The 16750-nt window shown below is 60.0% G+C and carries 15 protein-coding genes; 9 read left to right on the forward strand and 6 right to left on the reverse strand.

Going from position 1 to position 16750, the window contains the following annotated elements; genetic code table 11:
• The first annotated feature begins 258 nt into the window (after positions 1-258).
• The gene (locus GB927_RS25390) at positions 259-822 is read left to right on the forward strand and encodes a cytochrome c (protein WP_256120010.1); all 564 of its coding nucleotides are present in this window, start codon (positions 259-261) and stop codon (positions 820-822) included.
• Between the two features lie 46 nt (positions 823-868).
• Here the strand turns inward: GB927_RS25390 and cueR are convergent, their stop codons facing one another.
• From cueR to GB927_RS25410, 4 genes are all read right to left on the reverse strand, one after another.
• The gene (gene cueR / locus GB927_RS25395; RefSeq protein WP_256120011.1) at positions 869-1309 is read right to left on the reverse strand and encodes a Cu(I)-responsive transcriptional regulator; all 441 of its coding nucleotides are present in this window, start codon (positions 1307-1309) and stop codon (positions 869-871) included.
• Positions 1310-1354: 45 nt separating this feature from the next.
• Positions 1355-3832 carry a heavy metal translocating P-type ATPase gene (locus GB927_RS25400; RefSeq protein ID WP_256120012.1) on the reverse strand — a complete coding sequence of 826 codons (2478 nt, stop codon included), beginning with the start codon at positions 3830-3832 and terminating at the stop codon, positions 1355-1357.
• 283 nt (positions 3833-4115) lie between these two features.
• Complete coding sequence (locus GB927_RS25405; protein ID WP_439655528.1) at positions 4116-5366, reverse strand: acyltransferase family protein; 1251 nt, start codon at positions 5364-5366, stop codon at positions 4116-4118.
• Positions 5367-5893: 527 nt separating this feature from the next.
• Complete coding sequence (locus GB927_RS25410) at positions 5894-6094, reverse strand: heavy-metal-associated domain-containing protein (protein WP_256120014.1); 201 nt, start codon at positions 6092-6094, stop codon at positions 5894-5896.
• Positions 6095-6245: 151 nt separating this feature from the next.
• On the opposite strand from GB927_RS25410, the gene GB927_RS25415 reads away from it, so the two are divergent.
• From GB927_RS25415 to GB927_RS25445, 7 genes are all read left to right on the forward strand, one after another.
• On the forward strand, positions 6246-6614 hold the full coding sequence (locus GB927_RS25415; RefSeq protein WP_256120015.1) for a hypothetical protein: 369 nt from the start codon (positions 6246-6248) through the stop codon (positions 6612-6614).
• A 93-nt stretch (positions 6615-6707) separates the two neighbouring features.
• The gene (locus tag GB927_RS25420) at positions 6708-7109 is read left to right on the forward strand and encodes a FixH family protein (RefSeq protein ID WP_439655529.1); all 402 of its coding nucleotides are present in this window, start codon (positions 6708-6710) and stop codon (positions 7107-7109) included.
• A complete protein-coding gene (locus tag GB927_RS25425) occupies positions 7106-8512 on the forward strand; it encodes an efflux RND transporter periplasmic adaptor subunit (RefSeq protein WP_256120016.1) in 1407 nt (468 codons plus the stop codon). Before GB927_RS25420 ends, GB927_RS25425 begins: the two co-directional genes overlap by 4 nt.
• Positions 8509-11682 carry an efflux RND transporter permease subunit gene (locus GB927_RS25430; RefSeq protein WP_256120017.1) on the forward strand — a complete coding sequence of 1058 codons (3174 nt, stop codon included), beginning with the start codon at positions 8509-8511 and terminating at the stop codon, positions 11680-11682. The genes GB927_RS25425 and GB927_RS25430 overlap by 4 nt, the downstream gene beginning before the upstream one ends.
• Before the next feature lie 2 nt (positions 11683-11684).
• On the forward strand, positions 11685-12140 hold the full coding sequence (locus tag GB927_RS25435) for a DUF411 domain-containing protein (RefSeq protein WP_256120018.1): 456 nt from the start codon (positions 11685-11687) through the stop codon (positions 12138-12140).
• Between the two features lie 122 nt (positions 12141-12262).
• Positions 12263-12880 (forward strand): DUF1326 domain-containing protein, encoded by a 618-nt coding sequence (locus tag GB927_RS25440; RefSeq protein ID WP_256120019.1) that lies wholly within the window; start codon positions 12263-12265, stop codon positions 12878-12880.
• 10 nt (positions 12881-12890) lie between these two features.
• Positions 12891-13709, forward strand: a complete 819-nt coding sequence (locus GB927_RS25445; RefSeq protein WP_256120020.1) for a DUF2182 domain-containing protein — start codon at positions 12891-12893, stop codon at positions 13707-13709.
• Between the two features lie 21 nt (positions 13710-13730).
• On the opposite strand, the gene GB927_RS25450 is transcribed toward GB927_RS25445, so the two are convergent.
• Together GB927_RS25450 and GB927_RS25455 are read right to left on the reverse strand one after the other, a co-directional pair.
• Positions 13731-14927, reverse strand: a complete 1197-nt coding sequence (locus GB927_RS25450) for a ZIP family metal transporter (RefSeq protein WP_256120021.1) — start codon at positions 14925-14927, stop codon at positions 13731-13733.
• Positions 14924-16063, reverse strand: a complete 1140-nt coding sequence (locus GB927_RS25455; protein ID WP_256120022.1) for a multicopper oxidase domain-containing protein — start codon at positions 16061-16063, stop codon at positions 14924-14926. The genes GB927_RS25450 and GB927_RS25455 overlap by 4 nt, the downstream gene beginning before the upstream one ends.
• A gap of 152 nt (positions 16064-16215) precedes the next feature.
• On the opposite strand from GB927_RS25455, the gene mntR reads away from it, so the two are divergent.
• The gene (gene mntR / locus GB927_RS25460; RefSeq protein WP_256120023.1) at positions 16216-16686 is read left to right on the forward strand and encodes a manganese-binding transcriptional regulator MntR; all 471 of its coding nucleotides are present in this window, start codon (positions 16216-16218) and stop codon (positions 16684-16686) included.
• The last annotated feature ends 64 nt before the right edge of the window (positions 16687-16750 follow it).

The following is a 16750-nucleotide window of genomic DNA, read 5'->3' on the forward strand; positions in this document are numbered from 1 at the left end:
GGTTTTTGGAGTTGCGTTTCATCTCCGTCTCGCCGCAGGCCCCTGACGTGATCCACTGTTCGATTATACACAGGGCGATCCAGCGGCTAGAATTCCGTTCGGTTAAAAACCTCTAACAGCTCGCCAAGTGAACTCTTGGACAAGATTTCCCCGCGATGATGGCGTAGCAAGTCCCCGCAATTTCAAGGGCATGGCAACCGCTATGGCACTGGTCTATTTCAATTCACGATTTAACTGAGCGTTGGGGTACAGGCATACATGGTAAAAAATATCCCGAAAGTGAGCCGCATGTCGCGATGTCTGGGCACTGTCGCTGTGCTTGTGCTCTGCGTCACGCTTGTGGATGCCGCAGCCGGCGTGGGCAGCGTTGTCGTCAATCGCCAGCGGGACATGAAGGAAATTGCGGTGGCGGCGAAAACCATTGCCGCGATGTTCAAGGCACCCGATACGTATTCGTCGGCTACCTTCGGAGAAGCGGCGAGGACGGTTATCGAGCGGGCGGGTGAGCGATTGACCAATCATTTCGGCGTGATCGGAGCCGCAGAAGGCTCGAAAGTAACCGAGGCACTCGCGACCGATCATGGTCGGTTTGAAAAGCTGGCTGCCGATCTCAAAACCTATGCAGAGGTCTTGGAGAAGGCTGCTGACGAACACCCGAACGCGATGACGGACGATATGCGGATGAGCGAAGGTGAGCCGATGGAAGGTGGCATTCTAGGTTCCCGGAAAAAGATCGATGCATCCGCGATGTCGGCGGAACATGCATTTCATATGATGTTGCAGACCTGCACGTCGTGCCACTCGAAATTCCGCGCGAAGTAGCGCGACTTCTTTGAGGAGCCGACAACCCTCATTCGGATGCCCGTCGTCAAATCGCGTGAACACCGAACTTGGCGTCGATTCCTGGAAGATCGTTGTCGGGGGCTTTGGCGATTTCGTCGATGATCGGACAGTCGGGCCGCTCGTCACCATGGCAATTGTGCGCCAGGTGCTTGAGTGTTCTGGACATCGCCTGGATAGCTGCAGCCTTCCTCTCAAGCTCGGCAACATGTTCAAGCGCAATGGCTTTGACATCCGCGCTGCTGCGGGATTTATCGCGCCAGAGGGTGAGGAGGGTCTTCATCTGCTCGACTGAGAACCCCAGGTCCCGGGCCCTGCGGATGAACTTCAGGGTGTGAATGTCGTTCTCGCTGTAGGTCCGATAGCTGGACTCCGAACGGTGGGCGGGTGCGATTAGCTTGATCTGCTCGTAGTAGCGGATCATTTTGGACGAGACGCCGCTCGCCCTGGACGCTTCTCCGATGTTCATTTTTTGTCTCCTTGTTGAGGGGGCTGCCCGTAGGCAACCCTAAAATTACGGATTAACCGAGCGAAGGCGCAGCGCGTTGCCGAGGACAAAGACGCTGGACATCGCCATAGCGGCAGCCGCGAAAATCGGCGACATCAGCGTGCCATTGACCGGGTACAGCACTCCCGCAGCGACAGGGATCAAGCTGACGTTATAGGCGAAAGCCCAGAACAGGTTCTGCTTGATGTTCCGGATCGTTGCCTTGCTGAGAGCGATAGCTTTCGGCACGCCGTTCAGATCGCCAGACATCAGCACCACGTCCGCACTCTCGATTGCGATGTCGGTGCCAGTGCCGACCGCCAGACCCACATCTGCTTCCGTGAGGGCAGGAGCATCGTTGATGCCGTCGCCGATGAAGGCAACCTTGCGGTTCCCGGTGCGCAAGCGCTTGACCGCATCTACCTTTCCTTCGGGCAGGACCTCGGCGACCACCTCGTCGATGCCGAGTTGGCGAGCGATGGCGTTGGCGGTGCGCTTGTTGTCGCCGGTTATCATAGCGACTTGCAAGCCCAAGGCATGCAGCGCCTTGATAGCAGCCGGAGTTGTGTCCTTGATGGGATCGGACACCGCAATGACCGCAGCCAACTCGCCGTCGATGGCAGCGTACAGGGGAGATTTCCCTTCATCGCCCAAACTAGCAGCCTTGTCGCTCACGCCTGATAGATCGACACCCGCCTTCCGCAAAGCACGATCCGCGCCAACAAGGACCTTGCGATCATTCACCGTGCCTTCAATTCCGAGCCCAGGGGTAGCCTGGAACGCAAATACCGGTTGTGAGCCGATACCTTCTTCTTTTGCCGCGGACACAATCGCTTCCGCAATCGGATGCTCAGACAGGGCTTCGAGACTGGCGATGAGCCCAAGAACCTCCTGCCGGGTGAACCCATCTTGAACGATCAGATTCGTCAATTCCGGTCGCCCCTTCGTCAGCGTACCAGTTTTATCGAGCGCAACGACATCGGCTTCACGAAGGCTCTGAAGCGCTTCGCCCTTCCTGAACAGAATTCCAAGCTCGGCAGCGCGCCCAGTGCCGACCATGATCGATGTCGGTGTCGCGAGGCCCATGGCACACGGGCAGGCGATGATCAGCACGGCGACGGCGTTCACCAATGCAAAGCTCAACGCAGGCGCGGGGCCGAGCACATACCATGCCGCAAAGGTGAGAACTGTCGCCAGAATGACGGCGGGGACGAACCATCCGGTCACTTTGTCGACCAGAGCTTGAATCGGAAGCTTCGATCCTTGTGCCGCTTCAACCATTTTGATGATCTGCGCCAGAAGGGTGTCCCCGCCGACCTTGGTCGCTTTAAAAGTGAAGGAGCCGGCCTTGTTGATGGTCCCTCCGACCACCCCACTTTCGGTGGTCTTCTCGACCGGTACAGGTTCGCCTGTGATCATGGACTCGTCGACATAGGAACTCCCATCGACGACAACACCATCGACGGGCACTTTCTCACCCGGCCGGATGCGGATGACGTCACCGACGACAACGTCAGTGATCTCGGTCTCCGCGAATTCGTCGCCACGCGAGACAAAGGCTGTTTTCGCTTGCAGTCCGACCAGCCGTTTGATTGCCTGGCTGGTTTTACCTTTCGCGCGGGCTTCCAGGAACCGGCCCAGCAGGATGAGGGTAACGATGACAGCCGCAGCTTCGTAGTAGACATTGGCCGTACCCGCTGGCAGCAGACCGGGGAAAAAGGTGGCCACGACAGAATAGAGCCATGCTGCCGTCGTCCCCAGAACGACCAACGAGTTCATGTCCGGGGTCCAGCGGATTAGGTTCGGCACGCCCTTTCGGAAAAACCGCAGGCCGGGTCCAAAGAGCACGATGCTCGCCAAGGCAAACTGCAGATACAGATTGTTCCGCATGCCAATGGTGTTCATGATCAGCTCGTGAACGCCGGGAATGAAGTGGGACCCCATCTCCAGCAGAAACAACGGGAGGGTCAGGGCCGCTGAGAAGATGGTAAGGGATTTCAGCTTTTTGATTTCTTCACCACGACGATCTTCAGCGTCGTCGGTAACCGCAGCTTGATGCATGCGGCGGATTTCATACCCAGCCTTCTGAACCGCAGCCTCCAAGGCGACCATGTCGGCAGCACCTGCTGCGCGAACAGTCGCCCTTTCGGTGGCCAGGTTGACAGTGGCATCGACCACACCGGGTACCGCTTTCAAGGCCTTCTCCACGCGTGCCACGCAGGACGCGCACGTCATTCCTTCTACACCGAATTCCTGGACGACAAGTTTGGGCTCATAACCAGCCCGTTCAATCGCTGATACGACCGCCTGGGTCTTCGCTGCGCCCGTGAACTGGACGGTCGCTCGTTCCGTGGCCAGGTTCACGTTCGCTGATGCGACGCCCGGCACGGCGGCAATAGCCTTTTCCACGCGCAGAACGCAGGATGCACATGTCATTCCTTCGATGCCAAAATCGGTGAAGACGGGTAGCGGAGAGGCTGGTGTAATCTTTGAAATCGCAGTCATCGAAGGAATCCTTTTCCTAACTGCATAGATAGGTAAAGCTTCCAAAGATGGTAAGGTCAAGGGTTTCTTTGAGAAATTGGTCCCTTGACCAATGGAGCCGTTCCCGACCGTTTTGGATCGATTCTGGATCAGCCAGCTTCCTTGGACGTGCCAGCATGTAATTCTCGCGATGTCCGGCGATCATTGGCGGCTCGACCGCCCGTCTCGTAGCCAACTGAACGTCCCGTTACGATCCTGAGATTGGCTTCACGCTGACAAGAGGGATGGCTTCTCGCAGTGCCCGTTAAGATGACTGCGGCTTCGAAAGTTGGCTCCTGTCGGTAGACCCCGGTCGCATGACGCGATCCCGGATCAAAAGGAACGTCCTCTCCACACAATACCAAAGCGTTGCTGCAACCGCGAAGCTCGTCGCGATATAGATGAGGAAGCCCAAATTTCCTTGCAGGTTCTCCTCTCCAAAAAGGACACGGTCTATGTGGTAAACCGACTTGTGGGAGAGATAGAGGCTGTACGCCAACGTTGCGATGGAAGCCGTGCCTGGAAATGGCCATCTCGCCATGACGTCGTCCAGATCAAGCATAGCTCCTAGAATGAGGGCAATGCCCAGGGAGACAAGCGGAAATCCGACGACTGCACCCAGCTGCGCTTGGAATACGAGGAACAGGTTCGCGCCTTCGAGAGGGCCGCGTAGCGAGAACAGGACCAGGGAAGTCGCGACGAAAGTGATTCCTAAAGGCAACGCCACCTTCGGTGGCGCGTAGCGCCGGTACGCGTCGGCATAAAAGTGTCGAAGACCGGCAAGGGTCACGCCGAACAGAAGGCCATCAAGTCGTGTGTATGTGGGATAGTACACATCCCTCAGATACACAGAGAAAGCATCTCTGAAGTTTCCGGTTTCCACGAGCACGGCGACCTGTGTTTCCCAAAGTGTGTACCGGAGTATCATGCCGGCGATAATTGCGGCGGCCCCAGCCACCAGCGCCTGTTTTGTGTTGATCCGACGATGCAGCAATACGACCAGGAGGGGCAAAATTAGATAGAAGTGCTCCTCGACACAGAGGGACCACACCTGGGAAAAGGCTCTCCCGACACGTGGATCAAAGTTGAAGTTCACCGTAAATGTGGCGAAGCTCCAAAACGGCTGCATTGTCGGCGCATCGCGCAGAACGGGAAAAAGCGCATACAGGCCTAGGACAGTGAAGAAAGCTGGAAAGATGCGGATTGCGCGACGAATGTAAAACGACTTGATGTCCAAACGACCCGTTCGAGAGAGCTCCTTGAACATCTGGATTCCTATCAGGAATCCGCTCAATACGAAGAAGACGTCAACACCCAACCACCCGTAGGTTCGGACGCCAAGGAGAAACGACGGTGTCGCCTCCACAGGAAGGTGTACCAGCATTACGAGAAGTATCGCGACCGCCCGCAGGACGTCCGGCCCGATTGCTCGTGAGCGTATGCTTATCGCCGTATCGCCTGGAGAGTTCTGCGTAGAAATAGAATGAGCGAAGTCCGCTCTGGAATTAGAGGCCATCGTGTTCTTACTCAGGGGTGTACAGCAAGTCAGCGCCTCCATGGGCGGGTAGCAAAACCTTAGCTTGTATTTTCGACATCGGAAGAAGCGGTAATTTTTCCACAGTATTAAGCTAAATTTTTCGTTAAATTTTAGTCAGCTGTTCGAGCGCCGTGGGCTTGGCGGTAGCGTGCGGAGTGGCGGTTAACCTACTCGGCGCGACATTTCCACCGAACATCTGACTGCCGGAGCAGGTCGATCAGCGATCACGGCAACTGTAAACAGAGCACCAAACCAACAGTCACCGTGTCACAAGCGCATGCAGGGCGACCAAGGTAGCGATCACACACGCTGCGAAGATACCTATCACTGCCAGACCACGCTTTGCTTTACGGACAATGTTCGGCCGGGCCCGGCGTTTTGAACGCGGACGATGGGGCGGAATCAACTGGCCACCTTGCCGAAATTTTTTCTTGCCGCCGGTCGTGGCAAAGCCCTCGCGCCAGGATGAAGACGAGCTGCGGGGTCGACGCAACTCGTCCAATCGATCAATTCGAGAGTGACGGCGTATAACCCGCGTCAGTGATCGATGCGCTGATCACCTCCGGGGCAACGCTGGTTTCTATCGTCACTGTCCTCGTGCCGAGATCGATTTTGGCGATTGCGTCGGGATCAACTGCCTTTATCGCTTTGTCGACTGAGCCCACGCAGTGGTCGCACGTCATGTCGGGAACATCGAACTTAATCATTGGAGGTCTCCAATTGCATTGACTGTCGGAATGTGGGGCTTCCAACGATGGGAGGGTCAAGAGGCTGGAAAATTTTTGCGCGTTACTCCGTCGCGCCCGTTCGTGGAATAGCCTACTTCACAGCGAACGCACTCTGTGACAGAATCTGCATATGGTTGTCATCGCTGCGCTCCGGCGCGTATTTCTGCTGTTCGCTGTATTGGGGCTTCTCTTCGCCCCAGCCACCATCGGCATGGCAATGGCCGCGATGACTCCCGGTGCTAGCGCGCAGATAGCAATGGAGATGGATGGCGACGCAGCCATGCCGTGCTGTCCAGACGAGCAACCGATCAAAAAGATTGATTGCGGCAAACCATGCCTGCTCGCTTTGATCTGCTCGACCAGCCTCGTCGGGAATTTCGGCTCCAATGCTGATTGGAAGGTTCTCGTCACCATGCGGAACCTGACGTTCTCGCTCCCCAGCGATACCGACCTTCTATCAACTATCGCTGAACCACCCGCTCGCCCGCCAAAGGCGTAATCTCACAGGCTTCTCCGTATGAGGCAGGTTCTTGCGATCTGCCTGAATGTGAACGCATGAGCGACGCTTGCTGCGTGCTCCGGTGAGATATCAATGAAAACCATCCCACACACTATGCGGCTGCTGACAGCTGTTCTTTTCGTCTCGCTTCTTCCTCACACCGTCTCGGCTGGGTCGGCGGACTATGAGTTCCATCTGGCTGAGACGTCAGTGGCCCAGGGTCCTGAGGCGGTGCTAACCGTTCTCCTCAAAGATAAACGGACCGGCAAACCCGTGTCCGATGCCGTCATTTTCGCCACCCGCCTCGACATGGCCCCTGAGGGGATGGAGGCCATGACCACTACATTGGACCCGCTGCCCTCCAAAGAACCTGGCGTCTATCGCTTCAAGGCCAACCTCTCCATGGAAGGAGGGTGGCGATTTAGACTGGCCCTAAAGGTCCAAGGTGAGCCAGAGACGGTGCAAGGCGAGCTGGTTCTGCAGGCGAAGCCATGAGACTCGGCAGATTCCTTTTCGCCTCGACGGTGTTGATCGCCGTCGGGGCCGGGACCTATGCGGCCGGCATAAACGGCATTGGGCGAGAGCACGTCGAACGTTTTGTTTCGGCAAGCGCAGGGTCGCCGCCTGTAAAGAGGCAGGCAACGGGCAAAGTGATCTATTTCCGGCACCCAGATGGGGTGCCGGAATATTCCGCCGGTCCGAAGCAAACATCAGATGGCCGGTCGTTCCTTGAGGTTCGTCAAAGCGAGGACGTGAATTACGACGACCTCGGAGGGTTCAATGACAAGGCAACCGCCGCCGTGAACAGCATCCGCAAGGTGCTGTACTACCGGAACCCAATGGGCCTGCCGGACACCTCGAAGGTGCCCAAGAAAGATTCCATGGGGATGGATTACATCCCGGTGTTTGAGGGCGAGGCCGTTGACGGTGGAATCGTCAAGGTTTCGCCTGGCAAACTGCAACGGACGGGCGTCAGGTCGGTGGAGGCGAAGCTCAAGCCGATCTCGCGCACGATCCGGGTGCCAGGTACCGTCACGCTCGACGAGCGCCGTGTCAGCGTGGTGACCATGCGAACCGACGCCTTCATCGAGGCTGTGTCCGACGTCACCACGGGCGACAAGGTGCAAATGGGCGAACCGCTATTTCAGTTCTATTCGAAGGACATCGCCGCAGCCGGAGCCGAGCTTGTGTTCGGGCAGGATACGGCGAACAAAGGCGGCGCACTGAAGCTTAGAAACTACGGGCTCTCCACCAACGTCATCGACGCCATGCGCCAGAGCCGGAAAGTGCCCGACAGGATCACGTTCGAAACCCCGGTGTCGGGCGTGATCCTCGAACGGCTGGCCACGCCGGGCATGATGGCAAGCGCCGGGCAGCCGTTGTTCCGCATCGCCGATACGTCCGGAATCTGGGTCGTCGCCGACGTGCCCGAAAGCCAGCTCGACGCGGTACGCGAAGGAGCAAAGGCAATTGTCTCTGTTCGCAGCCTGCCCGGCAAGCAGTTCGTCGGCGAAGTCTCGCTCGTCTATCCCGAACTCCGCAGCGAAACCCGCACGGCCAAGGTCCGCGTCGAGCTCGCTAACCCGGACGGCGTGCTGCTGGCGAATATGCTGGCGGAAGTCGAAATCGAGAGCGGATCGCCGACCCCGGTTGTGAGCGTGCCGGAAACCGCCGTCATAGACACCGGCGACCGGCAGATCGTGTTCGTCGATCTCGGTGACGGTCGCTTCGAGCCGCGCGAGGTTAAACCGGGACTGCGCGGGAACACGGAAATCGCGATCACGGACGGGATCAAGGTCGGCGAGCGTGTCGTCGTCGCGGCCAACTTCCTGCTCGACGCCGAAAGCAACCTGACCTCCGCCCTCAACGCCATGACGGCTGGGGAGGTAAAACCATGATCGCCAACCTCATCGCGTGGTCGGCCCGCAACCTGCTTCTTGTCATCGTCGGCGCGGCGCTCGCCGTCGCCGGGGGTCTCTATTCGCTGCGCTCCCTGCCGCTTGACGCAATCCCCGACCTCTCGGATGTCCAGGTGATCGTTTTCACGGACTATCCAGGTCAGGCGCCGCAGGTGGTCGAGGACCAGGTCACCTATCCCCTGACGACCTCGATGCTGACAGTGCCGAAGTCAAAGGTCGTGCGCGGCTTCTCGTTCTTCGGTGTCTCGTTCGTCTATGTGATCTTCGAAGACGGGACCGATCCCTACTGGGCGCGCAGCCGGGTGCTCGAATATCTGAACGCCGCGGCAAGCCGGTTGCCGGAGGGCGTCACGCCGACCCTCGGGCCGGATGCCACGGGCGTCGGCTGGGTTTACCAGTATGCGGTCGTCGCCAAGGAGCTGTCGCTCGCGGAGCTGCGATCGCTTCAGGATTGGGCGGTGCGCTTCGCCGTCTCAAAGACGGAGGGTGTTGCCGAGGTGGCGAGTGTCGGCGGCTTCGTGAAGCAGTATTCAATCGTGGTCGATCCCATCAGGCTCAAGGCGCAGGGCGTGTCGCTCGAAGACATCGCCAATGCCGTGCGTTCGAGCAACCGCGACGTCGGTGGGCGAACCGTCGAGCTGTCGGAGTTCGAGTTCATGGTCCGCGGCCGGGGCTATCTCAAAGGCGTCGAGGATATCGAGAGCATCGGTCTCAGGAGCCAGGACGGCATTCCGCTGCGTCTGTCTGATGTCGCCAGGGTCGAAATCGTTGGCGACGAGCGCCGCGGCATTGCCGAGCTGAACGGCGAGGGCGAGGTGGCGAGCGGCATCGTGCTCCAGCGTTTCGGCGAAAACGCTCTGACCGTCATCGACAATGCCAAGAAGAATCTGGAGATCGTCGAAAGGAGCCTGCCCGGCGGCGCGGAGATCGTGCCGGTCTACGATCGCTCGCGGCTCATCGAGGCGGCGATAGAGACCTTGAAGTCGACGCTGGTCGAGGAGTCGATCGTCGTCGCGCTGGTGACCGTCGTCTTCCTGCTGCATGTCCGCAGCGCGCTGGTGGCGATTATCATGCTGCCCGTCGGCATCCTGATGGCCTTCATCGCCATGCGCTTGCTCGGCCTCGGCTCCAACATCATGAGCCTTGGCGGCATCGCCATCGCCATCGGCGCGATGATCGACGCGGCCATCGTCATGATCGAGAACGCCCACAAGCACCTTGAACGCGCGCCGCCCGACAAGCCGCGAACCGAGGTGCTGGTCGAAGCGGCATCCGAGGTCGGCCCGCCATTGTTCTTCAGCCTGCTGATTATCACCGTGTCGTTCCTGCCGATCTTCACGCTCGAATCCCAGGAGGGCCGGCTGTTCGGACCGCTCGCCTTCACCAAGACCTTCGCGATGGCCGCCGCGGCGCTCCTTTCGGTGACCTTGGTGCCGGCGCTGATGGTGATCTTCGTGCGCGGCCGCATCGTGCCGGAACACCGCAATCCGGTGAACCGCTTCCTGATCTGGTCTTACCGTCCGATCATCTCCGGCGTGCTCAAGGCCAAGACACTGACGATCGTGCTGGCGGTGGGTATTCTTGCCGCCACGGCCTGGCCCGCCCGGCAGATCGGCAGCGAGTTCATGCCGTCCCTGAACGAAGGCACGCTTATGTACATGCCAACGACCTTGCCCGGCCTCTCCGTCACCAAGGCGGCGGAGCTTCTGCAGATGCAGGACCGCATCATCAAGTCGTTCCCGGAAGTCGACACCGTGTTCGGCAAGGCCGGCCGTGCTTTGACCGCGACCGATCCCGCGCCGACGGAAATGTTCGAGACGATCATCACGCTGAAGCCCCAGGACCAATGGCGGCCCGGCGTCACTGTCGATAGCCTCAAGCAGGAGATGGATGCGGCGCTCCAGTTCCCCGGCGTCTCCAATGCCTGGACCATGCCGATCCGGGCGCGCATCGATATGCTCTCGACGGGCATCCGCACGCCTATCGGAGTAAAAGTGTTTGGAACCGATCTCAAGGAGATGGAACGCATCGCGCGCGACATCGAGACAACCCTCAAAACCGTGCCGGGTACGTCGTCGGCCTATGCCGAGCGTGTCATCGGCGGCTATTATCTCGACATCGTTCCCGACCGCGATGCTCTCGCCAGATATGGCCTGAGTGTCGGCGCCGTGCAGGACGTCATCGCCATGGCGCTCGGCTCGGAAAGCATCACCTCCACGGTCGAGGGCCGGGAGCGGTACAGCGTGGCAGTGCGCTATCCTCGCGCCTATCGCAGCAATCCGAAATCGATCGCCGAAGATGTGCAGGTCTCCCTGCCGGGTGGAGGCACGGTCCCGCTCGGCGAGGTCGCCAAGGTCGAGCTTACCCGTGGTGCGACATCGATCCGCACCGAGAACGGACAGCTTGCGGTCTATGTCTTCGTCGATATCGCCGGGCGCGATCTTGGCGGTTACGTCGCCGATGCGCAAAAGGCGGTCGCCGAGCGCGTGTCGATGCCGCCGGGTTATTCCGTCGCTTGGAGCGGCCAGTTTGAATATCTCGAACGGGCCAAGGCGCGGCTCGCCATCGTGGTGCCGCTGACCCTCGCGCTGATCTTCCTGCTGCTCTACCTCAATTTTGGTCGGCTGACGGAGACGATGATCGTCATGCTGTCCTTGCCCTTCGCCCTGGTCGGCGGCATCTGGCTGATGTGGTGGCTCGGCTTCAATGCGTCCGTCGCCGTCGCTGTCGGCTTCATAGCGCTCGCCGGCGTCGCCGCGGAGACGGGTGTGATCATGCTGATCTATCTCGATCAGGCGCTCCGCGAGCAGAAGGAGACCTGCGAGCATGAAGGCCGCCGTTTCGGCCGTGCCGACCTCAACCGCGCGATCATGGTCGGCGCGGTCGAGCGCGTGCGGCCGAAGATGATGACGGTCGTCGCCATCATGGCGGGTCTCGTTCCGATCCTCTGGAGCACGGGCACAGGATCGGAGATCATGCAGAGGATTGCCGTGCCGATGATCGGCGGCATGGTCTCGTCGACCCTGCTCACCCTGATCGTCATTCCCGCCGTCTACGGCCTCGTAAAGGGGTTTGGACTCGGGACGACAGAAGAACATCAACCTGCCGCGTCGGAGACCGTTCCCGCGCCGGCTTTTGAAGGAGCATGACCATGAAGAGAAGAGAATTCATCGTGGCCCTGGCTGCCACCGCCACATTCCCCGTCACTACTGCATTCGCGGCGACGAATGCCGATATCTTGACGGTCCATAAAGACCCCAATTGCGGCTGCTGCTCCTTGTGGGCGGACGCCTACGAGAAAGCGGGATATCGGGTAGAGATTGTCGAGGAAGGCGATCTGCTTGCCATCAAGCAAAAGCTCGGCGTGCCATTGGATATGCAGGGCTGCCACACGGCAGTCTACCGCGGGCAATTCCTTGAGGGTCACGTTCCTCTCGAAGCGACGCGGATGCTCGAAAGCAGAACGGACCTTGCCGGACTGGTCGTGCCGGGCATGCCGGCCGGATCGCTCGGCATGGGCGACGATCCTTCTGCCACCTACGACGTGATCGGCGTCGGTAAGGATGGCAGGACGTCGGTCTTCCTGGAGGTTCGACCAAAGATCTGAGGTTGCTTCCGCCCCGCGCCGGCGCTTAGCTCTATCTCGCACCGTAATTTAGTGGTATCTGTAATGACGGTCATCGGGACCGTTTTCAGGAGGCTGACATGACGCCTTGGGAAATCGACGCGATGGAGATCGCGAACTGCAATTGCAATTTTGGGTGCCCGTGCCAGTTCAATTCCCTTCCGACCCACGGCAATTGTGAAGCCGCCGTGGGCTTCATCATCAAGAAGGGGCATTTCGGGGATGTCCGGCTGGACGGCGTGAAGTTTGCACTGACGGCCAAGTGGCCCGGACCGATCCATCTCGGCAACGGAACCATACAACTCGTCGTCGACACCGCTGTCACGCCGGAGCAGCGGGAGGCCGTGGAGAAGATCGTCACGGGCAGCGACACCGAGGACATGGCGACCATGTTCTGGGTGTTCAGCAAGATGTCGCCGAACAAGCTCGAAACGCTGACGAAGCGGATCGACGCGCAAGTCGATCCGGAAGCGCGGACGGGATATGTGCGGGTAGCGGACGTATTCGATCTTGGCGTCGAGCCGATCCGCAATCCGGTGACGGGCGCGGAGCATCGGGCACGCATCAACCTGCCACACGGCTTCGAATATCGCGTGGCGGAAATGGCCAGCGGCACGACGCAGACATCAGGGGCGATTTCGCTCGAAAAGAACAAGGGGACGCACGCGCACATCTGCCGGATCTACATGAACGGGCAAGGCGTCATCGACCACGCAGCATAGGATGCGCACCGTGGGGCCGTCGACGCTTGATCGCTTCCTTGCCCGTGATCGTTTGATCGTCATCCTGTCGTTGCTGAGTGCGGTAGCTGTATCCGTTGCCTACATCCTGGCGGGTGGTGGAACGGGAATGTCGTCTCTCGGCATGTCGATGGATACAGGTCCTGCCGGCGCGCTCATCGCCGGCACGCCGGACATGGTCAGTCCTGTGGTTTGGACACCCGGCTATGCGGTCGTCATCTTCGTGATGTGGTGGCTGATGATGGTCGCCATGATGGTTCCGAGTGCGTCGCCGGTCGTGCTGCTTTACGGTGCGCTCCAGCGGGACCAAGGTGCCTGGCCCGCGCTTGAATTCCTCCTCGGATACCTCGCGGTATGGGCGGGGTTCGGCGTGGCTGCGACCCTCATCCAGGGGGCTTTGTCGGCGGGCGGGCTTGTTTCCGCCATGTACATGAACCTTGCAACGACTTATCTCGCCGCGGCGGTACTGATCGGCGCCGGGCTCTATCAGTTGTCTCCCTTGAAGGCCGTTTGCCTCGATCATTGCCGAAGTCCGGTCGAGGCGCTCACCCGTCACCGGCGCACCGGGCATGCGGCGGCGTTCCGGATGGGGCTCGTCCATGGCGGCTATTGTCTCGGTTGTTGCTGGACGTTGATGGCACTGCTGTTTGTCGGCGGCGTCATGAACATTTGGTGGATCGTCGGCATTGCCGTTTATGTCGCCATTGAGAAGCTGGCACCCGGCGGAAGGCGGGTCGCGAAAGTGACGGCGATCATCCTTATAGTCGGCGGGTTGGTCCTGCTCGCCGGATCGCTTAGCACAGGTGCATAGGCTGCGCTCGCAACGGCTTGATCAAATTTTGACGAGCATCGCCGTTGTGTACATCACGGCGAGACCCACGGTCGCACCGGCGAGGAACTCGCGTCGGAGCAAACCTGCGGAAAGGCTCGGCGCTCCCCGCGCGGCAAACAGCGAGACCTCGACGATGACCTGGAGGATTGCACCCGCGCCGACGGAAAGCGCAAGCGCCGTCCATTGCGGCGACGTGGCGAGGCTGCCCACCCAGATGCCTATGACCGCCGGACCTCCGGCGATGAGGGCGAGCGCGGCGAACCGCTTGAGCGTAGGCTGCTCGCGCAGGATCGGTGCGGCAATGCCGATGCCCTCGGTGATGTTGTGCAGCGTGAACCCCATGACGAGGAACGTCCCAAGTCCCGCAGCGCCGGCTGCGAACGCACCTCCGATGGCAAGCCCCTCCCCGAAATTGTGAAGTCCGATGCCGACCGCAATCAGGGTGGCAAGCGCCAGGCCACTGGGACTACCCTCGCGGCGCGAGACCGCGGTCAAGAGCGCAAACGCGCCGAGGGCCGTGAACACCACCATTCCGGTTCCCTGGAACAGCGCGGCGGACTTGCCGGCGAACTCGAAGGCTTCTTCGAACGTATCGACGAGCAGGAACGCCAGCAGGCCGACGGTCAAAGCCAGCAGGAAGCGCATCGCCCGAGGTCCTGCTCCACGCAGGGCCGGGAAGAACATCAGGCCCGCCACGACCGGCAGGATGCCGACGAAGGCGCCGAGCACGGCCTGACGAACCAAGGTGTCCGAACTCTGCTGCGGCGTCGGCACTGCGACGGGTATCTCGTGGTCGAACGTCGCTCCGGTGTTGGTGACCAGGGTGACCTTGTGGGCTTCCCCGAGTACCCATGGGAACAGAACTTCAACCCATGCCGCGCTTCCCCGAGCTATCGTGCCGGGGGGATTGAGCCGGAACTGCCAGTAGGCGGCATCGACCTGCACCTGAGCGATCGTCATCGGCTCCGAGCCGCCGGCGCGAACGAGGAGTCGAAGGCCATTCTGGTCGAGCACAGTCCGTTCAAAGGCGATGTTCTCGACCGGAGGCGCACCGTTGCGGAAGCTGGCCGTGAGATCGTTCCCCAAAAGCCAGGCAAAGGCGGCAACGAGGAGTGCGATCGGCAGCAGCGCCCAGAGCAGCGCCGTTCTGCTTGCGGGTGCTTTGCGTTCCGGAATACCAGCCGTTTGCTCGCTCATGCCACGCCCTCCACGACGTCGAACATTCCCATCCAGCCCAGTTCGGTGAACTCCGACTGGTGGGCATGGAACATGTAGAGGCCCGGCTCGTGCTCCGGCTCATTCGCGAAGGTGAACTCCAGGATGCCGCGTTGCGCCTGGCATTGCATGATGACGTCGACCGTCTTGAGCGTCGGTGTCAACGTGGTGCCCTGATCGTAATAGTCGAAGAAGTTCCCGTGGATATGGAACGAGTTGATTGGATCGAACTCGGTCAGGTTCGCGAGATAGATCCGGACTGGACGGTTTCGCTCAATACGGATCGGCTGCTTGGCGTAGCAATGGGCTATGGTGTTGCAGGCGTAGAACTCGTTCTCCCCGTCAAAGTTGGTATCGAAGGCGTTCATGACCATCGCGAGCTCCTGCCAGCGTTGGTTTTCCGGCGAGCCGCGCAGCCGTGACGCCGCCGCTGCCACAGCGTCGGGATGGCGCGCGGGATCGGGGTCAACGACGAAGAGACCGTACATACCCTTATGGATGTGCCGGGCGAGAGGCAAAGCATGGCAATGGTAGAGATGGCAGCCGAAAGGTCGCGCGTCGAATTCGTAGATGAACTCTTCGCCCGGCGCGATTAATCCCGCACCCGGAACGCCGTCCATGCGGGCGGCGTGGAACCCATGAAAATGCATCGAATGCGGATGGGAGCCATAGTTCCTGAAGACGACGCGCACGCGGTCGCCTTCGGTCGCCCGGAGCGCTGGACCGGGAACACGACCGTTGAAGGTCCAGGCTGGAAACATGACGCCCGGCGCGATCTCGATCTCCTTGTCTTCGGCAGTAACCTCGAAAGTCCTCAGCGTGCGGCCATCCGGCAGCCTTGACGTCGTTCCAGAATCCCAATCCGTCAGCATTGCCGTGGGATCGAAACCGTTCTTTTCAGAGTCCACGTCGCCGACGGTGATCATCGCTCCATGAGCTTGGAGATGAGGCGATTGCGAGATCGCTGCGCTCTTGTCACCTGCTGGGAGGTGTCCGTTATGCGCCGAGGTGGACTGACCGAGGGCCGTGCCGGAGGCAAGAGCGGCGCCGCCGGCTGTGAACAGCCCGGCGCTGAGGAGTTTTCTGCGGTTGATATCGAATGGCAGCCAGCGCTTCATGTGACGATCCCGTTAGCAATGTCGAATAAGAAAAGCACAGGATCGACAACTTAGCAAATGCTATATTCACCGCACTTCCGGCATTCTCGGCGTTAAGATTTGCACTTTGAGGCAAGATTCCATAGCATTGGCTATAATCTTGCATCGATGGAATGGATGGCGGCGACATGATCGGGAAATCAAAGGCCGGTGCGCGGCCCGTGCTTCTGGACGAGGAGAGCCATGTCGAGAGCTTTCGGCAGACCCGAAACAACCGGCGGACCGAACTGGTCGAGGACTATGTCGAACTGATCGATGACCTGCTGCAGGACACCGGCGAGGCTCGCCAGATCGACGTGGCCCGGCGCCTGGGCGTCGCCCAGCCGACTGTCGCCAAGATGCTGAAACGCCTGACTGCGGAAGGGTTGGTCCAGCAGAAACCTTATCGCGGCATTTTCCTGACTGCTGAAGGCAAGTCGCTCGCCGACAGCGCTCGTGAGCGCCATCGGATCGTCGAAGGGTTCCTGCTCGCCCTGGGGGTGGGGCCAGAAGCGGCACGCATCGATGCTGAAGGCATAGAACATCACGTCAGTGAGGAAACCCTTGGTGTGTTCAAGCGCCACATCGAGCGGCAGCGGTCGTAAAGTCAGAAGGTCGCATCCCGTTTTAGGGGTAGGCGCCTGGAGGTCGCGGATCCGGTGCGCGTCT

It is taken from the genome of Shinella lacus (genome assembly GCF_010994755.1).
Classification (GTDB): Bacteria; Pseudomonadota; Alphaproteobacteria; order Rhizobiales; family Rhizobiaceae; genus Shinella; species Shinella lacus.